The organism is Thioclava sp. ISO4, from assembly GCF_058105145.1.
The window spans coordinates 1,494,405-1,515,075 of sequence record NZ_CM176571.1 but is presented as its reverse complement, the minus strand read 5'-3'; the positions used below and the strand labels follow the sequence as shown (position 1 = coordinate 1,515,075).

Below are 20,671 nucleotides of genomic sequence, written 5' to 3'. Positions count from 1 at the left end.
GTCAGTACCGGATTTTCGGGTCGATCCATCCGTAGACGATATCGACGACAAGGTTGAACAGGATGGTCAGCGTGCCCAGCAGGATCGTGATCCCCATCATCACCGCGTAGTCGCGGTTGAGCGCGCTATCCACGAAGCTTTTGCCGATCCCACCGGTGGTGAAATACACGTCCACGATCACCGAGCCGGTAATCATCGAGACAAACGCCGGACCGAGATAGGAGATCACCGGCAGCAACGCGGGTTTCAGCGCGTGGCGCATGATGATCTTGCGCTTCGGCAGGCCCTTGGCCCGCGCGGTGCGGATGTGGTTCGAGCTCAGCGTCTCCAGCATGGACGAGCGCGTGATCCGCGCGATCGACGCCATGTAGGAGGTCGAGAGCGCGATCACCGGCATGATCCAGAAGCGCGGGTCGTCGAAGCTCCAGCCGCCGCCGGGCAGCCAGTGCAGGCTCAGCGTGAAGACCAGCACGAGGATCGGCGCCATCACGAAGTTCGGCAGCACCTGCGCGCCGATGGAGATGCCCACGGCGAGATAGTCGAGCCACGAGTTGCGCTTGATCGCCGCGGTCACGCCAAGGGTGACGCCGACCAGAACGGCGGCGATGAAGCTGAGGAAGCCATAGGTCAGCGTGACCGGGAAGCCCTGCGCGATGATGTCGTTCACCGAGCGGTCCTTATACGAGAACGAAGGCCCGAAATCGAAATGGGCGACCACGTTCCACAGATAGGTCGCGATCTGCTTCCATAGCGGCTGGTCGAGCCCGTATTTCGCGTTGAGATTGGCGAGCACCTCGGGCGGCACGGCACGTTCGGAGGTGAACGGCCCGCCGGGCGCCGTGTGCATCAGCAAGAAGCTCGCGATGATGAGCACCAGAAGCGTCGGAATCGCGATGGCGAGACGCTTGAGAATGTAGACGATCATAAGAATGTCCCGAAATAGGTCGGGCGGGCCGATTGCGCGGCCCGCCCGTTATCGTTTCAGCCGGCTTACTTCGCGACCTTGTACATGTTCTTCGCGTACCAGTTCAGCTGGACGTTATCGAACGGGTAGCCCTTGATCTGCGGGTTCAGCAGCATCGGCAGCGAGTAGGCGTAGATCGGCGCCAGCGGCATGTCCTCGGCGAGGATCTTTTCGGCCTTGGTGTAGTCCGCCTGCGGATCGGCCGCCGTCTTCGAGTCCTTCATCAGCTTGTCGTAATCGGCGTTCTTCCACTGACCCGAGTTCTGATCCGACCACGAGGTATTCACGTCGAGATAGGTCGATGCCTCGTTGTAGTCGGCACACCATGCGGTACGCGCCACGTCGAAATCATGCTGACCGTTGAGCTTGTCGAGATAGACCTTCCACTCGTAGTTCTCGAGGGTCGACTTCACGCCGAGCTGCTTCCAGAACTGCTGCACCGCAATCGCGATTTTCTTGTGGTCGGCCGAGGTGTTGTACATGATCCGCAGGTTCAGCGGGTGATCGGGACCGTAGCCGGCTTCCTTCAGAAGCTCCTTGGCTTTGTCCATCCGCTCCTGCTGCGTCATGTCGGCGTAAGCGACGTCCGGCGCCTTGAAGTTCGCGGTCGCCCAGTGGGTCCAGGTGTAGGCCGGTTTCTGGCCGCCCTTGAGGATCTTGTCGACGATGATGTCGCGGTTGATCGCATAGGACAGCGCCTTGCGGACCTTCACGTCCTTGAGCGCCTCGGGGCCGTTCGGGCCGACGTTGAAGCGGTAGGCATAGACACAGGAGCGCGGCGGCGCGTGGGCCGCATCCGGGTATTCCTTCTTCAGGCGCGGATATTGACCGGCCGGGGTCTGCACGAAGTCCAGCTCGCCCGCCTCGTAGCGCGTCAGCGCCTGGTCGTTATCCTGCATCGGGATGAACTTCAGATCGGTCAGCGTGACGTTCGCGGCGTCGTAATAGGCGTCGTTCTTCGTCAGCTCGATCGAGTTGCCGATCTTCCAGCTTTTCAGCTTGTAGGGACCGTTGACGACCATGTTCTCGGGCTTGGTCCAGTCGGAACCGTATTCCTCGACGACCTTCTGCGGCACCGGGAAGGTCGAGGACAGCACGAGCATCTGGCGGAAATAGGGGATCGCGCTGTCGAGCGTCACCTGCAGCGTGTGGTCGTCGAGCGCTTTCACGCCCAGCTCGCTCGGCTTCTTGTCGCCCGCGATCACGTCATGGGCGTTCTTCACCTGCATCAGCTCGATATACCACGAGTATTGCGAGGCGGTCGCCGGATCGGCGAGACGACGCCATGCATAGACGAAGTCCTGCGCGGTGACGGGATCGCCGTTCGACCACTTCTCGTTACGCAGGTGGAACGTGTAGGTCTTCTTGTCGTCGGACACCTCGTAGCTCGTGGCGAGCGCGGGCACGAGATTACCGTGATCGTCCTGCTGGTAGAGACCTTCGAACATCTGCTGAAGAACGTCGTTGCCGTCCTTCGAGGTGCTCAGATCGGGATCGAGCGTCTTGAGATCGTCCTGCATCCAGTAGGTGAAGGTCTGGTCAGCGGCGAGCTTGGTGCCTTCGGGCACTTTGCTCGACTGAGCGAGAACGGGTGCGGCGCTGCCCAGCATCAGGGCAAAAGCGGAAATCGCGGCAATCGACTTCAAGGGATACCTCCAGTTTTCCGGGGTCCGATCGCGCGCAACGCAGAGGCGAGCGCGGGGCCCCGATTTTTCGTTGATGGGGCATCAAGGGCATGATCGGGGCGCGGCGCAAGTCTGACGTCACGGTGCTCACACCCATGTGAGAGCGCATTTCTCGACCTCGGCGAAATCTTTCTGAAACTTGCGTGGCGCCCTAGAATTTTGCAACGAACGCCAAGCTCCGTCGCGTGAGCCAAGGCTCTCTCCCGGCCCTCCGTGACCGAATCTCTCCGCCCGCGACACATCCGTTTGCGCGCCTTTCTTTCTATGTATTTTGACACATCTGCAGGCTGTGCCGCGCGGGCTCGCCTTCGGGCGTGCTATTGACCAACCCCGCCCCCCGGCTAGCTACCCTTGGCGTTACAGCCCCGACAGAACGGACCCCGAATGGCCGAGACCGACCAGAAGACCCCACTTTCGCCCGCACGCCGCTGGGCGGCTGCAGCCGTGCTCCTGCTGGCGAATTTCATGAACCTGATCGACATCACGATCGTCAATGTCGCCCTGCCCTCGATGAAGAACGAGCTGGCGGCCCCGCCGAACCTGATCGAGTGGATCGTCGCGGGCTACACCTTCTCCTTCGCGATCCTGCTGCTGCCGGCGGGACGGATGGGCGACCTTCTGGGCCGGCGCAAGCTGTTCGTGTCGGGCATCGCGCTGTTCACCGCCGCCTCGCTGGTCTGCGGCATCGCGCCGGGGATCGGGACGCTGGTCACCGCGCGCATCGTGCAGGGCGTGGGCGCCGCGATCATGACGCCGCAGACGCTGGCGCTGGTGCCGCGCCTGTTCCCACCAGAGCAACGCGGCGCGGCCTTCGGCCTGTTCGCGCTGACGGCGGGGCTGGCCTCGGTCGCCGGGCCGATCGTGGGCGGGCTGCTGCTGACCGCCGATATCTACGGGCTGGGCTGGCGTCCGATCTTCCTCGTGAACATTCCGCTGGGCATCGCGGCCTTCATCGCGGCGTTGATGCTGGTGCCCAAGGGTCAGGGCAATCGCAAGCTGGGAATCGACAAGGTGGGCATCGCGATCGCGGCCGTGGCGACGCTGGCGCTTCTGTTCCCGCTGGTCGAGGCCCCGTCGATCGGCTGGCAGGTCTGGATGTATCCGATGGTGATCGCGGCGCCGATCCTCGGCTGGGTCTTCATTCGCTGGCAACGGCATCAGGAAGAACGCAACGCCCCCCAGCTTCTGCCGATGCGGCTGCTGCGCTCGGGCTCGTTCCTGTCGGGCAGCCTTCTGAACGCGGCGCTATTCACCGCGGTACCGAGCTATTTCTTCACCATGGCGCTTTATCTTCAGGCGGGTTACGGGCTCACGCCCCTGCAATCGGGGCTGACGACGACGCCCTTCCCGCTGGGCGTGCTGCTGGCTTCGGCCACGACGGGCTGGTTCGGGTCGCGCTGGGTCCGCTGGCGCGTGATGGGCGGCGGCATTCTCATCGCGACGGGCTTCGCGGGGCAGCTCTGGGCGATCTGGACAATGGGCGACGCGATCAGCTGGTGGCGCATGGCGCCGTGGTTCTTCTTTGGCGGCTTTGGCTTGGGCAACACCGTCTCGCCGCTGTTTCAGGTCTCGCTCTCGGCGGCGGATAGCAACGACAGCGGCTCGGCCTCGGGCGCGGTGCAGGCGATCCGGCAGGTCGGCATCTCCTTCGGCATCGCAATCATGGGCGGGATCTTTTTCGGCATGCTGGGCGGCGCGGAGCCGGGCGACCACGAGGCCTATCGCAGCGCGATGATGTCGGCGATCGGCTACGCAATGGTCATCGCGAGCGTGGTGATCCTCACACCGTGGTTCACGCCGATGAAGATCGAGCGCACCGAAGACTGAGCGGGCGGCGCATCCCCGCGCCGTTCCCGTCCCTGTCTCACACGATGACACGATCGTGCACCGCACATGTCACGCGACACTCGCCACGCGCGCCGCGCGCCCCATCTACCCAGACCAGAGGGGCCGTCCGAACCTGGCCCCGACAGATGCGAAAGGAGCGATCCATGCGTTACAGACCTCTCGGCCCCAGCGGCCTCCTCGTCTCGGAACTTTGCCTAGGCACGATGACCTTCGGCGGCTCGGAAGGCATGTGGGGCCAGATCGGCCAGCTGCGTCAGGACGATGCCGACGGCCTTGTGAAAACCGCGGTGGATGCGGGCATCAACTTCATCGACACCGCGAATGTCTATGCGGGCGGCGAGAGCGAGCGCATCCTCGGCCAGAGCCTGCGCAATCTCGGCATCGCGCGCGACGAGGTGGTGATCGCGACCAAGGTGCTCGGCCCGATGGGCGAGGGCATCAACCAGCGCGGCGCCTCGCGCTATCACATCATGGAGCAGTGCAAGCAGAGCCTCGAGCGGCTGCAGCTCGACCATATCGACCTCTACCAGATCCACGGCTTCGACCCGATGACGCCGATCTCGGAGACGCTGGAGGCGCTGACCACGCTCGTGCAGCACGGTCATGTCCGTTATATCGGCCTGTCGAACTGGGCCGCGTGGCAGGTGATGAAGGCGGTGGGCATCGCCGAGGCGCGCAAGCTCGCCCCGATCCTCTCGCTGCAGGCCTATTACACCATCGCCGGGCGCGATCTGGAGCGCGAAGTCGTGCCGATGCTGCGCGACACCGACATGGGCCTGATGGTCTGGAGCCCGCTGGCGGGCGGTCTGCTGTCCGGCAAATACGACCGCGACGGCAAGGGCTCCGACGGACGGCGCGCCAATTTCGACTTCCCGCCGGTCGAGAAGGACCGCGCCCATGACGTGATCGACGCGATGCGCCCGATGGCCGAGAAGCGCGACGCGAGCGTGGCGCAGATCGCGCTGGCATGGCTTCTGCATCAGGAGGTCGTCACCAGCGTCATCGTCGGTGCGAAGCGCAAGGACCAGCTGACCGACAATATCGCCGCGACCGGGATCACCCTCGACGCGGAAGAGCTGGAAACCCTCGACAAGGTCAGCGCCCTGCCCGCCGAATATCCGGGCTGGATGCTGGAGCGTCAGGGCGGCTACCGCCAGCGCTGAACACGCAGTGAACCGATCGGCGCGCCCGGGCGGGTGTTGGCTTGGCCAACCCTGCCCTGGCGCGCCTTTTCATGTCTGCGACCGGGGCCGAAGTCGATGCGCCACTACGCAGCGGCCTCAAATCGGTTCACTTTTTCATGGACCTCGAAAGACACAGAGCGCGTTGAGCGGGAAAGCACTTACCAAGGAGAGTTCCTTTGGCACATTCCCGCTCAGCATCACGGCCACGCAGCATCCTGATTGTTCTGGGGGCGTTGATCGGCGCCGCCATCGCGATCTGGAATTTCGTCACCCCCCTGACCGGCGTGACCGGCACATTCGGTGCCGGGTTGGTGATCGCCTCCTCCGTGTTGATCGCCCTCGCAGGGGTCGCGATCCAGCTGACCGAACCGGGCGCGATCCGCACGATCCTGCGCGTCCTCGTCGCGCTCGGCCTGCTGGGCACCGCAGCGGCCGCCTATTTCCTGCATGAATGGTGGCTGATCGCGGCGATGAGCGTCGTGCTGATCGGCCTCATCTACGACATCGCCTCGAGCCGGGGCGCGCGTTCGAAAGGAGCCTACGCATGAACCGCAAGACCGTCTCGCTCGCCTTCGCCCTCGCCTTCTTTGCTGCCGCCGGCTACGCGCAGGACACGACCGCGACCGACAGCACCGCAACCGACAGCGGCACCGCGACCTCTACCGACAGCAGCTCGACTGACACCGGCAGCACGAGCGACACCGGCACCCAGTCGGACAGCCAGAGCGGCACCGATCAGCAGACCGACAATCCAGCGGCCAACGAGGCCACGCCGCCCGGCCCCGACGCCAATGCCGATCAGCCCAAGCCGGTCGCCGAGAGCGTGGCCCAACCGATGCTCGCCAGCGGTCCGCGTGAGCGTAACGGCACCCCGCTGGTGCCCGAGCAGCCCGTCTGGAACAGCTTCCACGGCCAGCTTTCCGCACAGAAATATTCGCCCCTGACCCAGATCAACCCGGACAATGTGGGCGATCTGGAAAAGGTCTGGCAGGTCCATACCGGCGACGTCTCGGATGGCTCGGGCGACAAGCCCGCCACCGTCTGGTCGGCCACGCCGATCTTTGCCAATGACACGCTCTATATCGGCACGCCCTTCTACCGCGTGCTGGCGCTCGACCCGGCCACGGGCGAGCAGAAATGGGCCTTCGACACGAAATCCAAACTCGAGGCGCTGACCCAGCCCGCGCTGAAGAACCGTGGCGTCGCCTATTGGCAGGCCGAGAACCCGGTCGCGGGCAAGGTGTGCCAGAAGATCGTCTATATCGGCACGATGGATGCGCAGCTCTTCGCGCTCGACGCCGATACCGGCAAGCCCTGCACCGATTTCGGCGATGATGGCGTGCTGAACGTGGACAAATGGAACACGGTCAATGACAGCTTCCCGCTTTCCGTGCTGCAGCCGCCGACGGTTGCAGGCAATCACCTGATCCTCGGCTGGGCCGGTCAGGACTGGGAGTCGGCCGAAGCCCCTCCGGGCGCGGTCTTCTCGGTCGATGCGCAGACCGGGGAGCTGCAATGGTCCTTCGAGACCCTGCCCGAGAATATCCGTCGCAAGACCGGCACCGCGAATGTCTGGACCGCGATGTCCGTCGATCCGGGCCTGAACATGGTCTATCTGCCGGTGGCCTCGCCCTCGCCGAACTACTGGGGCGGCAATCGGACCGAGCAGATCCCCTATGCCACCTCGACCACCGCGCTCGATCTCGACACGGGCAAGGTCGTCTGGTCGCGCCAATGGGTGCATCACGACATCTGGGACTATGACATCAACTCCGCGCCGACGCTGATGGACATCACCGTCGACGGCAAGGAAATCCCGGCGCTGATGCAGGGCACGAAGATGGGCTTCCTGTTCGTCGTGAACCGCGAGACCGGCGAGGATGTCTGGCCGATCGAGGAACGTCCCGTCCCGCAAGGCGACGGCACGGTGAAAGGCGAGGTCTATGCCAAGACCCAGCCCTTCCCGACCAAACCCGCGCCGCTTCTCGACCAGTCGAAGAAGCCCGAGGTCTGGGGCATCGCCGATCTCGTCTCGGGCGGGGCCTGCTCGAAGCTGTTCGACAACCTCACCTATGAGGGGATGTACACCCCGCCGACCACCAAGGGCGAAGGCACGCTGGCCTATCCCGACAGTGCGGGCGGCGTGCAATGGGGCGGCGTGGCCTTCGATCCCGACGCGCAAATCGCGGTCGTGAACACGAGCCACATCGTGCAATACATCAAGCTCTGGGAGCGTCAGGACTACGAGCAGAACGCCGGTGGCTCGGGCAACGAGAACGGCTTCTACCCGCAGAAAGGCGCGCCCTACGGCATGAGCCTCGGCAATGCGCTGAACTCGCTCGGGATGCCGTGCTGGAAGCCGCCCTTCGGCGAGCTGGTCGCGATCGACATGCATACCGGCGACGTGAAATGGCGCAAGCCGCTGGGCAGCTCGCAGAAATACGGGTTCTTCATGCCCGAGAGCATGGGCTCGCCCACGATCGGTGGTCCCGCGGTGACCAAGTCGGGGCTGATCTTCATCGGCGCGACGATGGATGCCAAGGCGCGCGCCTATGACATCCAGACCGGCAAGGAACTGTGGTCCTCGCAGCTCGAAGCTCCGGTCGTCGCGAACCCGGCAATCTACGAGTATAAGGGACGCGAATACGTGGCCTTCATCTCGGGCGGCAACTCGATCCTGAAGCCCACCGTGGGCGATATGGTGGCCGTCTACGCGCTGCCGGAGAACTGATCGCGGCGCGAAAACACAGCGCGGGCGGCGTGGCAAAAACCGCGCCCCCGCCCCCTGACGCACACCGCGTCCGCTACGCCCTCACCGCAACGTGAGGGTTTTCTCACAGGAACTGTTCCGCGTGCGCGGTGTTCCCCATTAAGCTGGTTTGAACGCCCGCCTCCCCAGACGGCTGCGCCAAACCTGAATTCCGGATAAGGGGGACACCATGAAGGTTTCATTTCACGTCAATGGCGAGGCCCGCGCGCTCGACCTCGATCCGCGCGTGACGCTGCTCGACGCGCTGCGCGACCATCTCCAACTCACCGGCTCGAAAAAGGGCTGCGATCATGGCCAATGCGGCGCCTGCACGGTGCTCGTCGACGGGCGGCGGGTAAATTCCTGCCTCAGCCTCGCGGTGATGCATGAAGGCTCCGAGATCACCACTATCGAAGGGCTCGGCACGCCCGACAACCTGAACCCGCTTCAGCAGGAATTCGTCTCCTGCGACGGCTATCAATGCGGCTATTGCACGCCGGGGCAGATCATGTCGGCGACGGGGATGCTCGCCGAGGCCGCCGAAGGCGCGCCCAGCCATGTCAGCGACAGCCTCACCGGCAAATCCGAATTGAGCGACGCCGAAATCGCCGAGCGGATGAGCGGCAACCTCTGCCGCTGCTCGGCCTATCCTTTCATCCGCGAGGCCATCTCGCGCGCGGCCGAAGCGGAGGATAAGCAATGAGACCTTTCGACTATCTTCGCGCAAGCGGGCTCGATGACGCGGCCTCCAAGGCGGGCGAGACCGCGCAGTTCATCGCGGGCGGCACCAACCTGCTGGACCTGATGAAGCTGCAGGTGATGACCCCCGAGACGGTCATCGACATCAACACTATCGACGGGCTGGACAAGATCGAGCCGTATGGGGGCGGGCTGAAGATCGGGGCGCTGGTGCGCAATGCCGATCTCGCCGCCGATCCGCAGGTGCGCCGCGCCTATCCGGTGCTGTCGCGCGCGCTGCTGGCCGGTGCCTCGGGCCAGATCCGCAACAAGGCGACCACGGGCGGCAACCTGCTGCAACGCACGCGCTGCCCCTATTTCTACGACCCGGCGATGGCCTGCAACAAGCGCGACCCCGGCGCGGGCTGTGCCGCCAAGGGCGGTATCAGCCGCATGCTCGCGATCCTGGGCACCTCGGCCGCCTGCAGTGCCGCGCACCCTTCCGATATGGCGGTGGCGATGCGCGCGCTCGATGCGCAGGTGGAAATCCGCGGCACCGATGGAGCAACCCGCACCGTGGCGATGGACGAGCTCTATCAACTGCCCGGCGAGACACCCGAGATCGAGACCTGCCTGAAGTCGGGCGAGATCATCACCGCCGTAATCCTCCCTTCCCCGCAGCCGGACGCCACGCAAAGCTACCGCAAGATCCGCGACCGGGCATCCTATGCCTTCGCGCTGGTCTCGGTCGCCGCCGTGGTCGAGATGGAGGGCGACACGATCAAGCAGGCCTCGCTTGCGTTCGGCGGCATCGGGCCGCGCCCCTGGGCGGATGCGCAGGTCAATGCGATGCTCAAGGGCGAGACCCCGTCGGAGGCGCTGTTCGGCAAAGCCGCCGATACGCTTCTGGCCGAAGCGGTCACCGATCAGGGCAACGATTTCAAACGCGAAATGACCCGCCGCGCGCTGATCGCGGTGATGCGCGAGGCGACGGGCATGGCCCCGGCCTCGACCGGAACGGACAAGGTGGAGGCGCTGGCATGAGCGACACGTTCACGATGAATGAAGCGCAGCCGCGGCTGCTCGACGAAACCAAACAGGGTCTGGTGGGCGCGCCGCTCGATCGCCCCGAGGGCAAGTTGAAAGTGACCGGCACCGCGACCTATGCGGCCGAATTCGCGCCCGAAGGCATGGTGCATGGCGTGATGCTGCGCGCCACGATCACGCGCGGCAAGGTCACCGGCTTTGATGAGACGGAGGCGAAGAAGCTGCCCGGCTATCTGGGTCTGTTCCACGGCCCGGAATTCGTGCGCAACCCGGCACAGGGCATGGCGGGCGCCGCGCCCGTGCGGCCCGGCGACCACGTCGATTATCACGGCCAGCCGATCGGGCTCGTCGTGGCCGAAAGCTTCGAGACCGCCCGCGACGCCGCCGCCCGGATCAAGATCAGCTACGAGCAGAACCCCGGCGCGCCGGTCGATCCCGCGGGCGTGGAGCTTGAGCTGAACGAGAAGCGCGAAACCATTCAGGGCGACCTCGACGCCGCGATGGAGAAGGCCGCGCAATCGGTCGATCTCGAATATACCACCGCAGGTCATGTCGCTGCGGCGATGGAGCCGCATGCGGGTATCGCCGAGTGGAAAGACGGTCGCCTCGTTCTACATGGCTCGCTACAAATGATCCGATTCAACAAGGAAGAGCTGGCCGATGCGGTGGGCGTGGAATCCGACAAGGTCCATATCCTCGCGCCCTATGTGGGCGGCGGGTTCGGCTCCAAGCTGGGCATTTCCGCCGAGCATGTCGGGGCCGCGATCGCCGCGCGCGAACTCGACCGTCCGGTGCGCGTCGTGCTGAGCCGTCAGACCGTCTTCGATGCCATGCTGCGCCGCACCGAGACGTGGCAGCGCCTGCGCCTCGCCGCCGACAAGGACGGCAAGCTGACCGGGATCGGCCACGAGGATCGTGTGTCCAATCTTGAAGGCGAAGGCTTCGCCGAGCCGGTCAACGCCGCGACCCGCTTCATGTATGGCGCGCCCAACCGGGTCATGCGCCAGCATATCTCGCGCAACCACCGCACGCCCTCGGGCTCGGTCCGCGCGCCGGGCGAGGCGGTCGGCACTTTCGCGCTGGAAACCGCGATGGATGAGCTGGCCGAGAAGCTGGGTCTCTGCCCGGTTGAACTGCGCCTGCGCAACATCCCCGAGAAGCACCCCGATACCGGTCAGGCCTATTCGGCCCGCGCGCTGGAAGACAGCCTGCGCGAAGGCGCGAAACGCTTTGGCTGGGATCAGCGCCCGGACACCGGAACGCGTCGCGAAGGCGAATGGCTGATCGGCATGGGCGTCGCGGCTGCGGGGCGGTCGAACTTCCTCGTGCCGTCGGCGGCGCGCGTGACGCTCAGCGCGGACGGTGCGCTGGTCGAGACCGACATGACCGATATCGGCACCGGCAGCTACGCCATCCTCGGCCAGATCGCGGGCGAGATGCTGGGCCTGCCGATCGACAAGGTTTCGGTCCATCTGGCCGATAGCGACCTGCCGGGGGCTTCCGGGTCGGGCGGCTCCTTCGGGGCGTCGTCGTCGGGGTCTTCGGTCTTCCTCGCTGCGCGCAAGATCCGTCAGGAGCTTGCCGACAAGCACGGCTGCAAGCTTGAAGAGTTGAGCCTTGGCAATGGCGAGGTCTCGGGCGGCGGCAAGACCGCGAAACTGGTCGATCTGCTGAGCGATCCGATCAGCGCCGAGTGCAAGATCGAACGCGGCCAGACGGCCAAGAGCCACTTCTCGGCTGGCTACGGCGCCCATTTCGCCGAAGTCGCGGTCAACGAAGTGTCGGGCGAGGTGCGGGTGCGCCGGATGCTCGGCGTGCTCGGCATCGGGCGCGTGCTCAACGAGAAGACCGCGCGCAGCCAGGCCGTCGGCGGCATGGTCTGGGGCGTCGGCTCGGCTCTGCACGAAGAGCTTGGCCACGATCCGCGCACCGGCCATATCGTCACCCGCGATCTGGCGAGTTACCACGTCCCGGCCCACGCGGATATTCCGCGCGAGATGGAGGTGGTGTTCCTGCCCGAGCGCGATGACGAAGCCAACCCGATCCAATCCAAAGGCGTGGGCGAGCTGGGCATCTCGGGCGCAGGGGCCGCGGTGATCAACGCAATCCACAATGCGACGGGCGTGCGGCTATACGACTATCCGGCCACGCCCGACAAAGTTCTCAAGGGGTTTGCCAATGGACGGTAGTCCACTTCGCCAGCGTGCGCGTGTCGAGACCCGGTTGGGCATGGCGGAAATGCCACTGCCCGCGCCGGGACGGCTCGCCGCGCTGGCCATTCTTACGCGGATCGAGGGGGCGGGCTATCGCCCCCTCGGTGCTGCGATGAGCCTCGACGATCGGGGCGACATTCGCGGCCATCTCTCGGCGGGCTGCATCGATGCCGATATCGAACACCACCTGAACAAGGTCGCGCAGGACGGCTGCACGCGGCATCTGCGCTATGGCGAGGGCTCGCCCTTCATCGACCTCGTGCTGCCCTGTGGCGGGGCGCTCGACATCACGGTGATCCCGGCCCCGCCCGTGGCCGATCAGGAGCGCATGGCCGAAGCGATTGACGGTCGGATGCCGCTGTCGCTGCACCTCTCGGGCACGCAGGGCACCGTGACGCTCGAGCCCCAACCCGAAACCGATCTGAGCCTGCACCTCGTGCCCGAGCCGCGTTTCGTGATCTTCGGCACCGGGGTCGAGGCCGAGACCTTTGCGCAGCTCGCCGCTGGCGCAGGCTATCAGGCCGATCTCATCATGCCCGAGCCGGCGAGCCTGCCCGGCGTGACGAGCCACGCATTCCGGCGCAGCAATCCGCTTGGAGACATCACGCCCGACCCGCGCATGGCGGCGCTGTTGTTCTTCCACGATCACGATCGGGAAATCCCGATCCTCGCCCAGCTTCTGGAAAGCGACGCCTTCTTCATCGGCGCGCAGGGCAGCCGCCGCACGGCGCGTCAGCGCGCGGTGGCGCTGCGGCGCAAGGGGCTCTCGGAGGCCGCGATTTCGCGGCTGCGCGGCCCGGTCGGTCTGATCGAACAGGCACGCGAGCCGCGGCTGCTAGCAGTTTCTGTGCTGGCCGAAGTCCTGCAACTGGCGCGGGTCTGAGATTTGGCGCGCAAGATCATAGGCGTGGTCCTGGCGGCGGGCGCGTCGCGGCGCTTCGGCGCCCGTGACAAGCTGGCCGCGCGCGCGGACGGAGACGCCGCGCTTGTGCTGCGCGCGGCCAAGACGCTCCGTGGCCTCGGACTTTATAAACGCTCGGCGATCACCCGCACTCCCCGGCTGCCAAGAGAGCTCCGCGGCGCGGGGCTCGACCTTCTCTGCATCGGAGCGGGTCGCGCCCAGAGCGCGAGCCTGCACCGCGCGATCCGCGCCGCTCAAGCCAGTGGCGCGAGCCACCTGCTGATCGTTCTCGGCGATATGCCCGAAGTCTCTCGCGCGCATCTGCGCCAGCTTCTCAAGACACCCGGTCCCCATCCGGCGATGGCCACTTCAGACGGTCGCCTCGCGCCGCCGGCGCTGATCCCGCGCAGGCTGTTCGCTGCGGCTTTGCGCCTGACGGGCGACCGGGGCGCCGGGACGTTGCTGCGCCGCGCCCCCGACCTGCGACGGGTCCCGCTGCCGCCCGGCACGCTCCACGATATCGACCGGCCCGACGATCTTCGCAAAGCCCCGCTATAGGCGCGAGGCGCGGGACCTGCGCACTCACACCACCTCACGCCTCAGTGTAAAATCGCGACCACCACGTGATCCATATCGCTGCATCTCCCGTATTCCCTGCATGATCCACCACGGGATCTACCCACGATCCAACACAGGGAGAAAGAGAATGCTGAGAAGAACCTTCATGGCCGCAGTCCTCGCCGGTACCGCGCTCGTTTCCGCCCCCGCCTATGCCGACAATCATGGCGGAATGGATATCGTCGACACCGCCGTGAACGCAGGCAGCTTCGAGACGCTCGTGGCCGCCGTGCAGGCCGCCGGTTTGGTCGAGACGCTCAAGGGCGAAGGCCCCTTCACCGTCTTCGCCCCCACCGACGAGGCCTTTGCAGCCCTGCCCGAAGGCACCGTCGACGACCTGCTCAAACCCGAGAACAAGGACACGCTGACGTCGATCCTCACCTATCACGTGGTGCCCGGCAAAGTGATGTCCGGCGATCTGAGCGATGGGATGATGGCCGCGACCGTGCAGGGCTCGGAAGTCACGGTGAAAACCGACCCCGCCGTGATGGTCGATGATGCCAGCGTGACCCAGGCCGATATCGAAGCCAGCAATGGCGTGATCCACGTGATCGACAAGGTGATCATGCCCAAGTGACGGGCTTAAGTAAAAGCCCCAAGTGACGGGGAGGTTTGCCGGAAGGTCCCCCTCTCGGCAGACCGCTCCCGGGCCGTTCGCGCAGCTTCGGATGCGCGGGCGGTTTCTTTTTAGGAGGGTCCGCGGGGGTCCCGGATCGGGGCCGGTCAGGCGTGGGCGCTCAGCAAGGTGCCGCTCCCGCCCGGATTGCCGCCACCCGCGACCATCTCGCTATCCGCCGGCTCGTCATCGGCATGAGTGACCGGCGCTCCGGTAATCCGCGACAGGTTCTGCGAGATCGCCTCGATCGCGGCGTGACACGCCTGATCGCAGTCATGCTTGGGCACGAAGATGCGGGTCAAAGCATGCGCCTGCATGATGTAGGACAGCACATGCGCGATGGCGCCTTGTTCCTCGGGATCAAAGAGCGCTTCATCTTCATAGGTCAGGAAAGACGCACAGATCGGCGTCGCGCCGCAAGCACCCAGCCGGGCGACCAACGCACCGCGCCCGCCGCCTTCCTGGGACAGGCAAACGATGTGCGAGCGGTCGTGCTTGAGCGCCTCCGCGAACGCCCCATGGCACTCGAGATCGCAATCGTCGGGATGGAGCATCAGAACGAGCGCGCCCTCCTCCGACGCGGTCGTCTCCATATTTCGTGACATCATAGTCATATCAGGCCTCCTCCTTTGAAGTAGAGCGATACGCGGCGGGGTCGAATTCCCGGCCCTCTTCGCCGCGCAGCCATTCGGCGGCGCGTCCGGTAATGCGCAAAGCGGGTGTGCAGGCGGCGAGCTGATCGAGGAAGCTCCTCGCCCAGGCGCCGGTATCGGTCGCGTGGACCACTTCCATGCAGGCGGCGTGGCGCGCGCGGCGTTCCTCCAGCGGCATTCTCAGAGCGCGGCGGATCGCGGTTGCGGTCTCGTCGACGTCATGCGGATTGACCAGCAGCGCCTCGGTCATGTCCTCGGCAGCGCCCGCGAAGCGCGACAGCACCAGCACGCCCGGATCGTCCGGATCCTGCGCTGCGACATATTCCTTCGCCACGAGGTTCATCCCGTCGGCAAGCGGCGTCACCAGCGCCGCGCGTGCGCCGCGCAGCAGCCCCGCGATCTCGTCGCGTGGCACCGGGCGGTGCAGGAAGCGCATCGGCGCCCAATGGACCTCACCGAAACGCCCGTTCACCTGACCCGCGATCTGCTGCAGGTCGGCGGTGATCTCCTGATAGGCCTGCACGCTTTCGCGCGACGGCGGCGCGATCTGCACCAGCGAGGCGCGCGGCCCGGTGTCGTAGGTCTCCAGATACCGCTCGAACGCCCGGAAGCGCTGCGGCAACCCCTTGGAGTAGTCGAGCCGGTCGACGCCGATCACATAGGCGTCTCCGAACAATTCGTGCGCGGGCGGCGGCGCGCAGTCCTGCGCCGCCCGGGCGAAGCTCTCAGCTGAAATGCCAATCGGGAAAGACCGGACGGACACCTCCTGCGCGCCGAATTTGATCGCGCCGTTGGGCAGCATTTCTGCCCGTGGATCGGCGCGGAACATCTCGAGGCATCGCGCCACGTCGGCCCGCGTCTGCAGGCCGACCAGGTCGTAATGCGCCAGCCAGCGCGCGAAGGCGGGCGGGTCGGGCAACACGTCGAGATCGGTGATGTTGGGAAAAGGAATATGCAGGAAGAAGCCGATGCGGTTGGTCACGCCCAACCTGCGCAGCTCCTCGGCCAGCGGGAAGAAATGGTAGTCGTGAATCCAGATGTGATCCTCGGGCGAGATCACCTCGGCCATCTGCTCGGCGATCCGGCGGTTCACGCGCAGGTAACCTTCATCGAAGCTGCGATTGATCTCGACCAGATCGGTGCGGTGATGCGCGATCGGCCAGAGCACGGAATTGGCGAAACCGAGATAATAAGCCGCGCGATCCGCCTCGGTCAGGCGGAAGGCGAGCTTGTCATATTGCGTCCCGCCCATATCGATGAGGGTGGGCTCTTCGGGGCCCGTTTCGGGATGCGCCCCGATCCAGATGCCGCCTTTCTCACGCAGCGCCTCATGCAGCGCCACCACGAGCCCGCCCGAGGGCGTCGCCTCGGACGGGATACGGTTGGACACGACGATGAGGCGGGCGGACATGATAAGAGAGACCTCCGGATTGGGCGGCTGAATGCGTTTGTCCCTGTTGGGATATTTCGACCGGGCAACGTCTCCTCGGGCCCGGCAGTTCCTCTGTCCGAGGGCGAAATCAGCCCTTCAGGCGAAAAAAGTTCATATCTTTAACATAAGACAAACAACCGGCTCACCGGGATGCATTTTTTTACACATTTTCAGTCGCTTCCGCGATGTTTTGTGACATCTCGCCCAGCTCGCGCGGATACGGCGCAGGACACATGGCGGGTGATAATTTCTCTGTCGCGACGCGCTTTGGGCACGGAACCACGGCGCGGGCGACAGGTTGGCCTGTCACGGAACACGAGCCGCGACGGAGAGCACCATGTCAGACCCAGGACCGCCTCGCAGCGACCATGCGAGCCCCATGCCGGCCGGCCTGCGCGCGCGGGCCTCGCGCGAGCGGGTTGCCTTCTGGCTGCCGATCGCGATCTTTGCGCTTCTGGTGCTGATCGCGCCCGACATCCTGCTGTTGGTCTTCGCGGGGCTTCTGGTCGCGGTCTTCCTGCGGATGGGCGGCAACGCCATCGCGCGCAGGCTGCACATCCGCGAAGGCTGGGGGCTCGCGCTTTATTCGATCATATTGGTCTGCCTCGCGGTTCTGTTCTTTCTCTATGCGGCGCAGGGCCTGTCCGATCAGCTCGACCAGCTTACGACCGCCCTGCCCAAAGCGATGAGACAGGTGCAGGATTTCATCGACTCGCATGGCTGGCTGCATTCGATCACACGCTCGATCGACCTCGGTTCGATCGCGCCATCGAGCAAAGGGGCCGCCACGACCGTGATGATGTCGATCGGCGTGATCGGGAACGCGATGCTGATCCTGTTCATCGGCGTCTATGGCGCGGTGGAGCCGCAACTGTATCGGCGCGGGATTGCAGCCCTCTTCCCCGCCTCCAAGCGGGACTGGGTCGTTGCGAGTTTCGCGACCGGCTGGGCTGCGCTGTCGGGCTGGCTTTTTGCGCAGCTGATCTCGATGACAGTGATCGGCCTTCTGACCTTCGTCGGGCTGTGGCTGCTGAACGTGCCGCTGGCGGCGATCCTCGCGATCCTCGCGGGGCTTTTGACCTTCATCCCCAATATCGGCCCGGTCCTGTCGGCGATCCCCGCGCTGGCGATGGCCCTCACCGTCAGCCCGATCACGATGCTCTGGGTGGTGCTGCTCTACCTCGCGGTTCAGGCTCTCGAGAGCAACCTCGATCACGCCGCAGATTCAGGAAAAGGCAATGTCGCTGCCCCCGGCCCTCATCATCGCGTTCCAGCTTTTGATGGGCAGCTTCTTCGGCCTTCTTGGCCTTGCGTTGGCGACCCCGCTGCTTGCCGTTCTGATGATGATGACACGACGCCACTACCTGCCGCTGGTCAGGCCCGAGACCGCCTGAGTACGGAGGGGCCTTAGCTGAAGGGCGCGATCTCGAAACCGGCCCCGGTCAGATGGCCGCGCAGAGCGCGCGCCATCGCCAGCGCCTCTGCCCCGTCGCCATGCAGGCAGACCGTGTCGATCTTGCAGGGGATTTCCTTGCCCGACGCGGTCACGATCGCGCCTTTGCGCAGCATCGTCTCGATCCGCGCGCCGACCTCTTCGGCGTCATGCAGAACCGCACCGGGTTTCGAGCGCGCCACCAGCGAGGCGTCATCCTCATAGGCGCGGTCGGCGAAGATCTCGCCCGCCCAATTGGCCTGCAAGTCGCGCGCGACCTGTTCCATCGCGGTTTGCGGCAGCACGACGAGGATGATGTCGGGCTGCACCTTCAGCGCCGCGGCATAGCAGGCGCGGGCGATCTCGGCATTCTCCGAGGCCATGTTCGACAGCGCCCCGTGCAGCTTGAAATGCCGCACCGCGCCGCCCGCCGCGCGGGCCATCGCCTGCGCCGCGCCCAGCTGATAGGTCACCAGATTGGTCAGTTCCTCGGCGCTGAGGTTGAGGCGACGACGTCCGAAGCCCTGCAGATCGGCAAAGCCCGGATGCGCGCCGATGCCGACGTCATTGGCCACGGCCGTCCGCATCGTCCGCGCCATCACATCCGGGTCGCCCGCGTGAAAGCCGCAGGCGACATTGGCCGAGGAGATCACCTCCATCAGCGCCGCGTCGTTGCCCATCACCCACGGGCCGAAGCTCTCGCCGATATCGGCGTTCAGGTCGATCTTAGCCATTCTCTTCCTCCAACTCGCGCCCTGCCGTCACGCCGCTGATCAATTGGTAGCCGAGCAGGTCATGAATGTCGTGCGGATCGCGGATCAGCGGACGCAGTTTGGCGCGTTGCGCCTGCAGCTGCGCCTCCCAGCGCGGCGCCAGCACGTCGGCCTCGTCCAGCGTCACCGCTTTGAACCGCAGCTTCGTCCCCGGCGCGGCCTGAGCTACGCGCGGCAGATCGCAGGGCAGCACGGTGCCGATCCGAGGGTAGCCGCCGATGGTCTGGCATTCGGCGAGCAGCACATAGGGCGTGCCCGCGCCGGTCATCTGGATATCGCCCTCGAAGATCACATCCGAGGCGAGCCCCTTGGCCTTGTCCGAGGTCAGCGCGGGCGCATCGCTCTCGAGCGCCACGCCCTGACGGTTGCCCTGCCGCGCGCGGGTGAATTCGGTCGTGGTGAGCCGCGCGAAGGTATCCTCGTCGAACAGGCCCGTCTGCGGTCCCGGGACGATCCGCAGCGTACCCCCCGAGAAACGGTCGTCCTGCGTGAGAACCATCGCGGGCGCGTCGGGCTCGGGGTCCACGCCCAGCGGCAGGCGCGCGCCCGTGTCCAGCGCCGAGCCGATCCCGGCGGCGAGATGCGCGGAGCGGCTGCCCAGCACTTCGGGCGTCTCGATCCCGCCCGCGAAGGTGAGATAGCCGAACATGCCTGCGCGCGCGGCACCGATCGACAGCACCTCCCCCGGTTCCATTCTGTGGCTCGCACCCCAGCGCAGGGGGCGTCCGTCAAGCTCCGCCTGGATCGGCGCCCCGGTCAGCGCGATCCGCGTCGGGGCCGTGACCTCGAACCGCCCGCCGCTCACCGCCATTTCCAGCGCGGGAAGCGGGCTCCGCGATCCCAGAAGCGCCGCCGCCTCGACCAGGGCCAGCGGATCGACCGCGCCCCCGCGCGAGATGCCTTGCGCCATGCGGCCGGGACGGCCCATGTCTTGCACGCTCACGCTTGGCCCGAGGGCGCGCAGGATCACCGATCCGCCGCTCATGACCGCACCTCGCAGCGCGCGCCGCCCATCGGATCGCCCGCTTTCAGCAGCGCGTCCATTTCGGTGCCGGAGACCGGCGCGAGGCGAACCTCGTCGCCCGCATGCAGCGGCACGGGGTCGGATTGGTCGGGGCGGAACACGTCGAAGGCGGTCCGCGCGATCTGATGCCAACCGGTGGGCGAGGCATTCGCGAACAGCACCAATTGGCGCACCGCCACGCAGAGCGCCCCCTTCGGGACACGCGGGTTCAGCTCGGAGCGGCGCGCGAGGTTCCAATGCTCGGGCAGCAGGCCGAGATAGGGCTGACCGGGGGCGAAGCCGATGGCGAGGACACTCAGCGGGGTCGCGGTGATCTCGTCGATGGCCGCTTGCGGGGAAAGATCCGCCAGCTTCGCCGCCTCTTCCAGATCGGGGCCGTGTTCGTCGCCGAACGCCACGGGCAAATGCCAGACGCGCTGCGCGGGATGCGGCGCCGCACTCTGCCAATTGGCCTCGGACAGCAGGGTCTCCAGCCGCTCGGCCAGCTCGGCCCGCGTCACGGCCTCCGGATCGAAGCGCAGAAGAACCGACACGAGGCTCGGGACGATCTCGCGCAGACCGGCCAGATCGCTCTCCGTCACGCGCTGATGAAAGCTCTGCGCCGCCGCAATCGCGGTGGGCTCCGCGACCAGCGCGAACCGCACGAGCAGCCCGTTCCCGCCAGCCGGCAAAATCTGCGGCCTAAGCGCTTGGGCCGTTCCGGGCCGCAATGCTTCTTCGAGCATCATGTCAGGGCATCTCCACTGGCTCAGACCGCGATTTTGAAACTTATCGTTGACTTTGATTTCATTTTACTGACAATTTGTCAACGTTATGAAAAGGAGGCGGACACGAATTCCGCCGCGACCCGACAG

The 20,671-nt window shown here is 65.7% G+C and carries 18 protein-coding genes; 11 read left to right on the top strand and 7 right to left on the bottom strand.

Annotation, left to right across the window (positions count from 1 at the left end; genetic code table 11):
- Position 1: 1 nt before the first annotated feature.
- Positions 2–925, bottom strand: coding sequence for an oligopeptide ABC transporter permease OppB (gene oppB / locus AC2TZ7_RS07660; protein ID WP_098410237.1), 924 nt, complete (start codon positions 923–925; stop codon positions 2–4).
- 65 nt (positions 926–990) lie between these two features.
- Complete coding sequence (locus tag AC2TZ7_RS07655) at positions 991–2,574, bottom strand: peptide ABC transporter substrate-binding protein (RefSeq protein WP_489866795.1); 1,584 nt, start codon at positions 2,572–2,574, stop codon at positions 991–993.
- A 459-nt stretch (positions 2,575–3,033) separates the two neighbouring features.
- On the opposite strand from AC2TZ7_RS07655, the gene AC2TZ7_RS07650 reads away from it, so the two are divergent.
- The 10 genes from AC2TZ7_RS07650 (at position 3,034) to AC2TZ7_RS07605 (ending at position 14,464) form a co-directional block, all read left to right on the top strand.
- Positions 3,034–4,476, top strand: coding sequence for an MFS transporter (locus AC2TZ7_RS07650; RefSeq protein WP_098410236.1), 1,443 nt, complete (start codon positions 3,034–3,036; stop codon positions 4,474–4,476).
- A 164-nt stretch (positions 4,477–4,640) separates the two neighbouring features.
- Positions 4,641–5,660 (top strand): aldo/keto reductase, encoded by a 1,020-nt coding sequence (locus AC2TZ7_RS07645; protein WP_489866474.1) that lies wholly within the window; start codon positions 4,641–4,643, stop codon positions 5,658–5,660.
- A 197-nt stretch (positions 5,661–5,857) separates the two neighbouring features.
- Positions 5,858–6,229, top strand: coding sequence for a hypothetical protein (locus tag AC2TZ7_RS07640; RefSeq protein WP_489866473.1), 372 nt, complete (start codon positions 5,858–5,860; stop codon positions 6,227–6,229).
- Positions 6,226–8,412 carry a pyrroloquinoline quinone-dependent dehydrogenase gene (locus tag AC2TZ7_RS07635; RefSeq protein WP_489866472.1) on the top strand — a complete coding sequence of 729 codons (2,187 nt, stop codon included), beginning with the start codon at positions 6,226–6,228 and terminating at the stop codon, positions 8,410–8,412. Before AC2TZ7_RS07640 ends, AC2TZ7_RS07635 begins: the two co-directional genes overlap by 4 nt.
- Before the next feature lie 208 nt (positions 8,413–8,620).
- Positions 8,621–9,133 carry a 2Fe-2S iron-sulfur cluster-binding protein gene (locus tag AC2TZ7_RS07630; protein WP_489866471.1) on the top strand — a complete coding sequence of 171 codons (513 nt, stop codon included), beginning with the start codon at positions 8,621–8,623 and terminating at the stop codon, positions 9,131–9,133.
- The gene (locus tag AC2TZ7_RS07625; protein ID WP_489866470.1) at positions 9,130–10,152 is read left to right on the top strand and encodes an FAD binding domain-containing protein; all 1,023 of its coding nucleotides are present in this window, start codon (positions 9,130–9,132) and stop codon (positions 10,150–10,152) included. The genes AC2TZ7_RS07630 and AC2TZ7_RS07625 overlap by 4 nt, the downstream gene beginning before the upstream one ends.
- Positions 10,149–12,344 carry a xanthine dehydrogenase family protein molybdopterin-binding subunit gene (locus AC2TZ7_RS07620; protein ID WP_489866469.1) on the top strand — a complete coding sequence of 732 codons (2,196 nt, stop codon included), beginning with the start codon at positions 10,149–10,151 and terminating at the stop codon, positions 12,342–12,344. Before AC2TZ7_RS07625 ends, AC2TZ7_RS07620 begins: the two co-directional genes overlap by 4 nt.
- Positions 12,334–13,251 carry an XdhC family protein gene (locus AC2TZ7_RS07615; RefSeq protein WP_489866468.1) on the top strand — a complete coding sequence of 306 codons (918 nt, stop codon included), beginning with the start codon at positions 12,334–12,336 and terminating at the stop codon, positions 13,249–13,251. Before AC2TZ7_RS07620 ends, AC2TZ7_RS07615 begins: the two co-directional genes overlap by 11 nt.
- A 24-nt stretch (positions 13,252–13,275) precedes the next feature.
- On the top strand, positions 13,276–13,827 hold the full coding sequence (locus AC2TZ7_RS07610) for a nucleotidyltransferase family protein (RefSeq protein ID WP_489866467.1): 552 nt from the start codon (positions 13,276–13,278) through the stop codon (positions 13,825–13,827).
- Between the two features lie 148 nt (positions 13,828–13,975).
- A complete protein-coding gene (locus AC2TZ7_RS07605) occupies positions 13,976–14,464 on the top strand; it encodes a fasciclin domain-containing protein (protein WP_098410227.1) in 489 nt (162 codons plus the stop codon).
- A gap of 146 nt (positions 14,465–14,610) precedes the next feature.
- Here the strand turns inward: AC2TZ7_RS07605 and AC2TZ7_RS07600 are convergent, their stop codons facing one another.
- Together AC2TZ7_RS07600 and AC2TZ7_RS07595 are read right to left on the bottom strand one after the other, a co-directional pair.
- Positions 14,611–15,117, bottom strand: coding sequence for a hypothetical protein (locus AC2TZ7_RS07600; protein ID WP_489866466.1), 507 nt, complete (start codon positions 15,115–15,117; stop codon positions 14,611–14,613).
- A 1-nt stretch (position 15,118) separates the two neighbouring features.
- Entirely contained in the window at positions 15,119–16,567 is a 1,449-nt protein-coding gene (locus tag AC2TZ7_RS07595) for an alpha,alpha-trehalose-phosphate synthase (UDP-forming) (protein ID WP_489866465.1), read from the bottom strand.
- Positions 16,568–16,925: 358 nt separating this feature from the next.
- Here AC2TZ7_RS07595 and AC2TZ7_RS07590 point away from each other — a divergent pair, with 358 nt between their 5' ends.
- A complete protein-coding gene (locus tag AC2TZ7_RS07590) occupies positions 16,926–17,999 on the top strand; it encodes an AI-2E family transporter (protein WP_489866464.1) in 1,074 nt (357 codons plus the stop codon).
- Here AC2TZ7_RS07590 and AC2TZ7_RS07585 read toward each other — a convergent pair.
- From AC2TZ7_RS07585 to AC2TZ7_RS07575, 3 genes are read right to left on the bottom strand one after another with little or no spacing between them, the layout of a single operon-like run.
- A complete protein-coding gene (locus AC2TZ7_RS07585; protein WP_489866463.1) occupies positions 17,996–18,754 on the bottom strand; it encodes a LamB/YcsF family protein in 759 nt (252 codons plus the stop codon). The two genes, AC2TZ7_RS07590 and AC2TZ7_RS07585, sit on opposite strands and share 4 nt — an antisense overlap.
- Positions 18,747–19,778, bottom strand: a complete 1,032-nt coding sequence (locus AC2TZ7_RS07580) for a 5-oxoprolinase subunit C family protein (protein WP_489866462.1) — start codon at positions 19,776–19,778, stop codon at positions 18,747–18,749. Before AC2TZ7_RS07580 ends, AC2TZ7_RS07585 begins: the two co-directional genes overlap by 8 nt.
- On the bottom strand, positions 19,775–20,545 hold the full coding sequence (locus AC2TZ7_RS07575; protein WP_489866461.1) for a 5-oxoprolinase subunit B family protein: 771 nt from the start codon (positions 20,543–20,545) through the stop codon (positions 19,775–19,777). Before AC2TZ7_RS07575 ends, AC2TZ7_RS07580 begins: the two co-directional genes overlap by 4 nt.
- Positions 20,546–20,671: the final 126 nt, after the last annotated feature.

What these genes read in the sequence shown, in the direction of transcription:
- oppB (WP_098410237.1), bottom strand. Translation starts at nt 925, where the DNA reads ATGATCGTCTACATTCTCAAGCGTCTCGCCATCGCGATTCCGACGCTT.
- AC2TZ7_RS07655 (WP_489866795.1), bottom strand. Translation starts at nt 2,574, where the DNA reads ATGCTGGGCAGCGCCGCACCCGTTCTCGCTCAGTCGAGCAAAGTGCCC.
- AC2TZ7_RS07650 (WP_098410236.1), top strand. Translation starts at nt 3,034, where the DNA reads ATGGCCGAGACCGACCAGAAGACCCCACTTTCGCCCGCACGCCGCTGG.
- AC2TZ7_RS07645 (WP_489866474.1), top strand. Translation starts at nt 4,641, where the DNA reads ATGCGTTACAGACCTCTCGGCCCCAGCGGCCTCCTCGTCTCGGAACTT.
- AC2TZ7_RS07635 (WP_489866472.1), top strand. Translation starts at nt 6,226, where the DNA reads ATGAACCGCAAGACCGTCTCGCTCGCCTTCGCCCTCGCCTTCTTTGCT.
- AC2TZ7_RS07630 (WP_489866471.1), top strand. Translation starts at nt 8,621, where the DNA reads ATGAAGGTTTCATTTCACGTCAATGGCGAGGCCCGCGCGCTCGACCTC.
- AC2TZ7_RS07625 (WP_489866470.1), top strand. Translation starts at nt 9,130, where the DNA reads ATGAGACCTTTCGACTATCTTCGCGCAAGCGGGCTCGATGACGCGGCC.
- AC2TZ7_RS07620 (WP_489866469.1), top strand. Translation starts at nt 10,149, where the DNA reads ATGAGCGACACGTTCACGATGAATGAAGCGCAGCCGCGGCTGCTCGAC.
- AC2TZ7_RS07615 (WP_489866468.1), top strand. Translation starts at nt 12,334, where the DNA reads ATGGACGGTAGTCCACTTCGCCAGCGTGCGCGTGTCGAGACCCGGTTG.
- AC2TZ7_RS07605 (WP_098410227.1), top strand. Translation starts at nt 13,976, where the DNA reads ATGCTGAGAAGAACCTTCATGGCCGCAGTCCTCGCCGGTACCGCGCTC.
- AC2TZ7_RS07600 (WP_489866466.1), bottom strand. Translation starts at nt 15,117, where the DNA reads ATGACTATGATGTCACGAAATATGGAGACGACCGCGTCGGAGGAGGGC.
- AC2TZ7_RS07595 (WP_489866465.1), bottom strand. Translation starts at nt 16,567, where the DNA reads ATGTCCGCCCGCCTCATCGTCGTGTCCAACCGTATCCCGTCCGAGGCG.
- AC2TZ7_RS07590 (WP_489866464.1), top strand. Translation starts at nt 16,926, where the DNA reads ATGTCAGACCCAGGACCGCCTCGCAGCGACCATGCGAGCCCCATGCCG.
- AC2TZ7_RS07585 (WP_489866463.1), bottom strand. Translation starts at nt 18,754, where the DNA reads ATGGCTAAGATCGACCTGAACGCCGATATCGGCGAGAGCTTCGGCCCG.
- AC2TZ7_RS07580 (WP_489866462.1), bottom strand. Translation starts at nt 19,778, where the DNA reads ATGAGCGGCGGATCGGTGATCCTGCGCGCCCTCGGGCCAAGCGTGAGC.
- AC2TZ7_RS07575 (WP_489866461.1), bottom strand. Translation starts at nt 20,545, where the DNA reads ATGATGCTCGAAGAAGCATTGCGGCCCGGAACGGCCCAAGCGCTTAGG.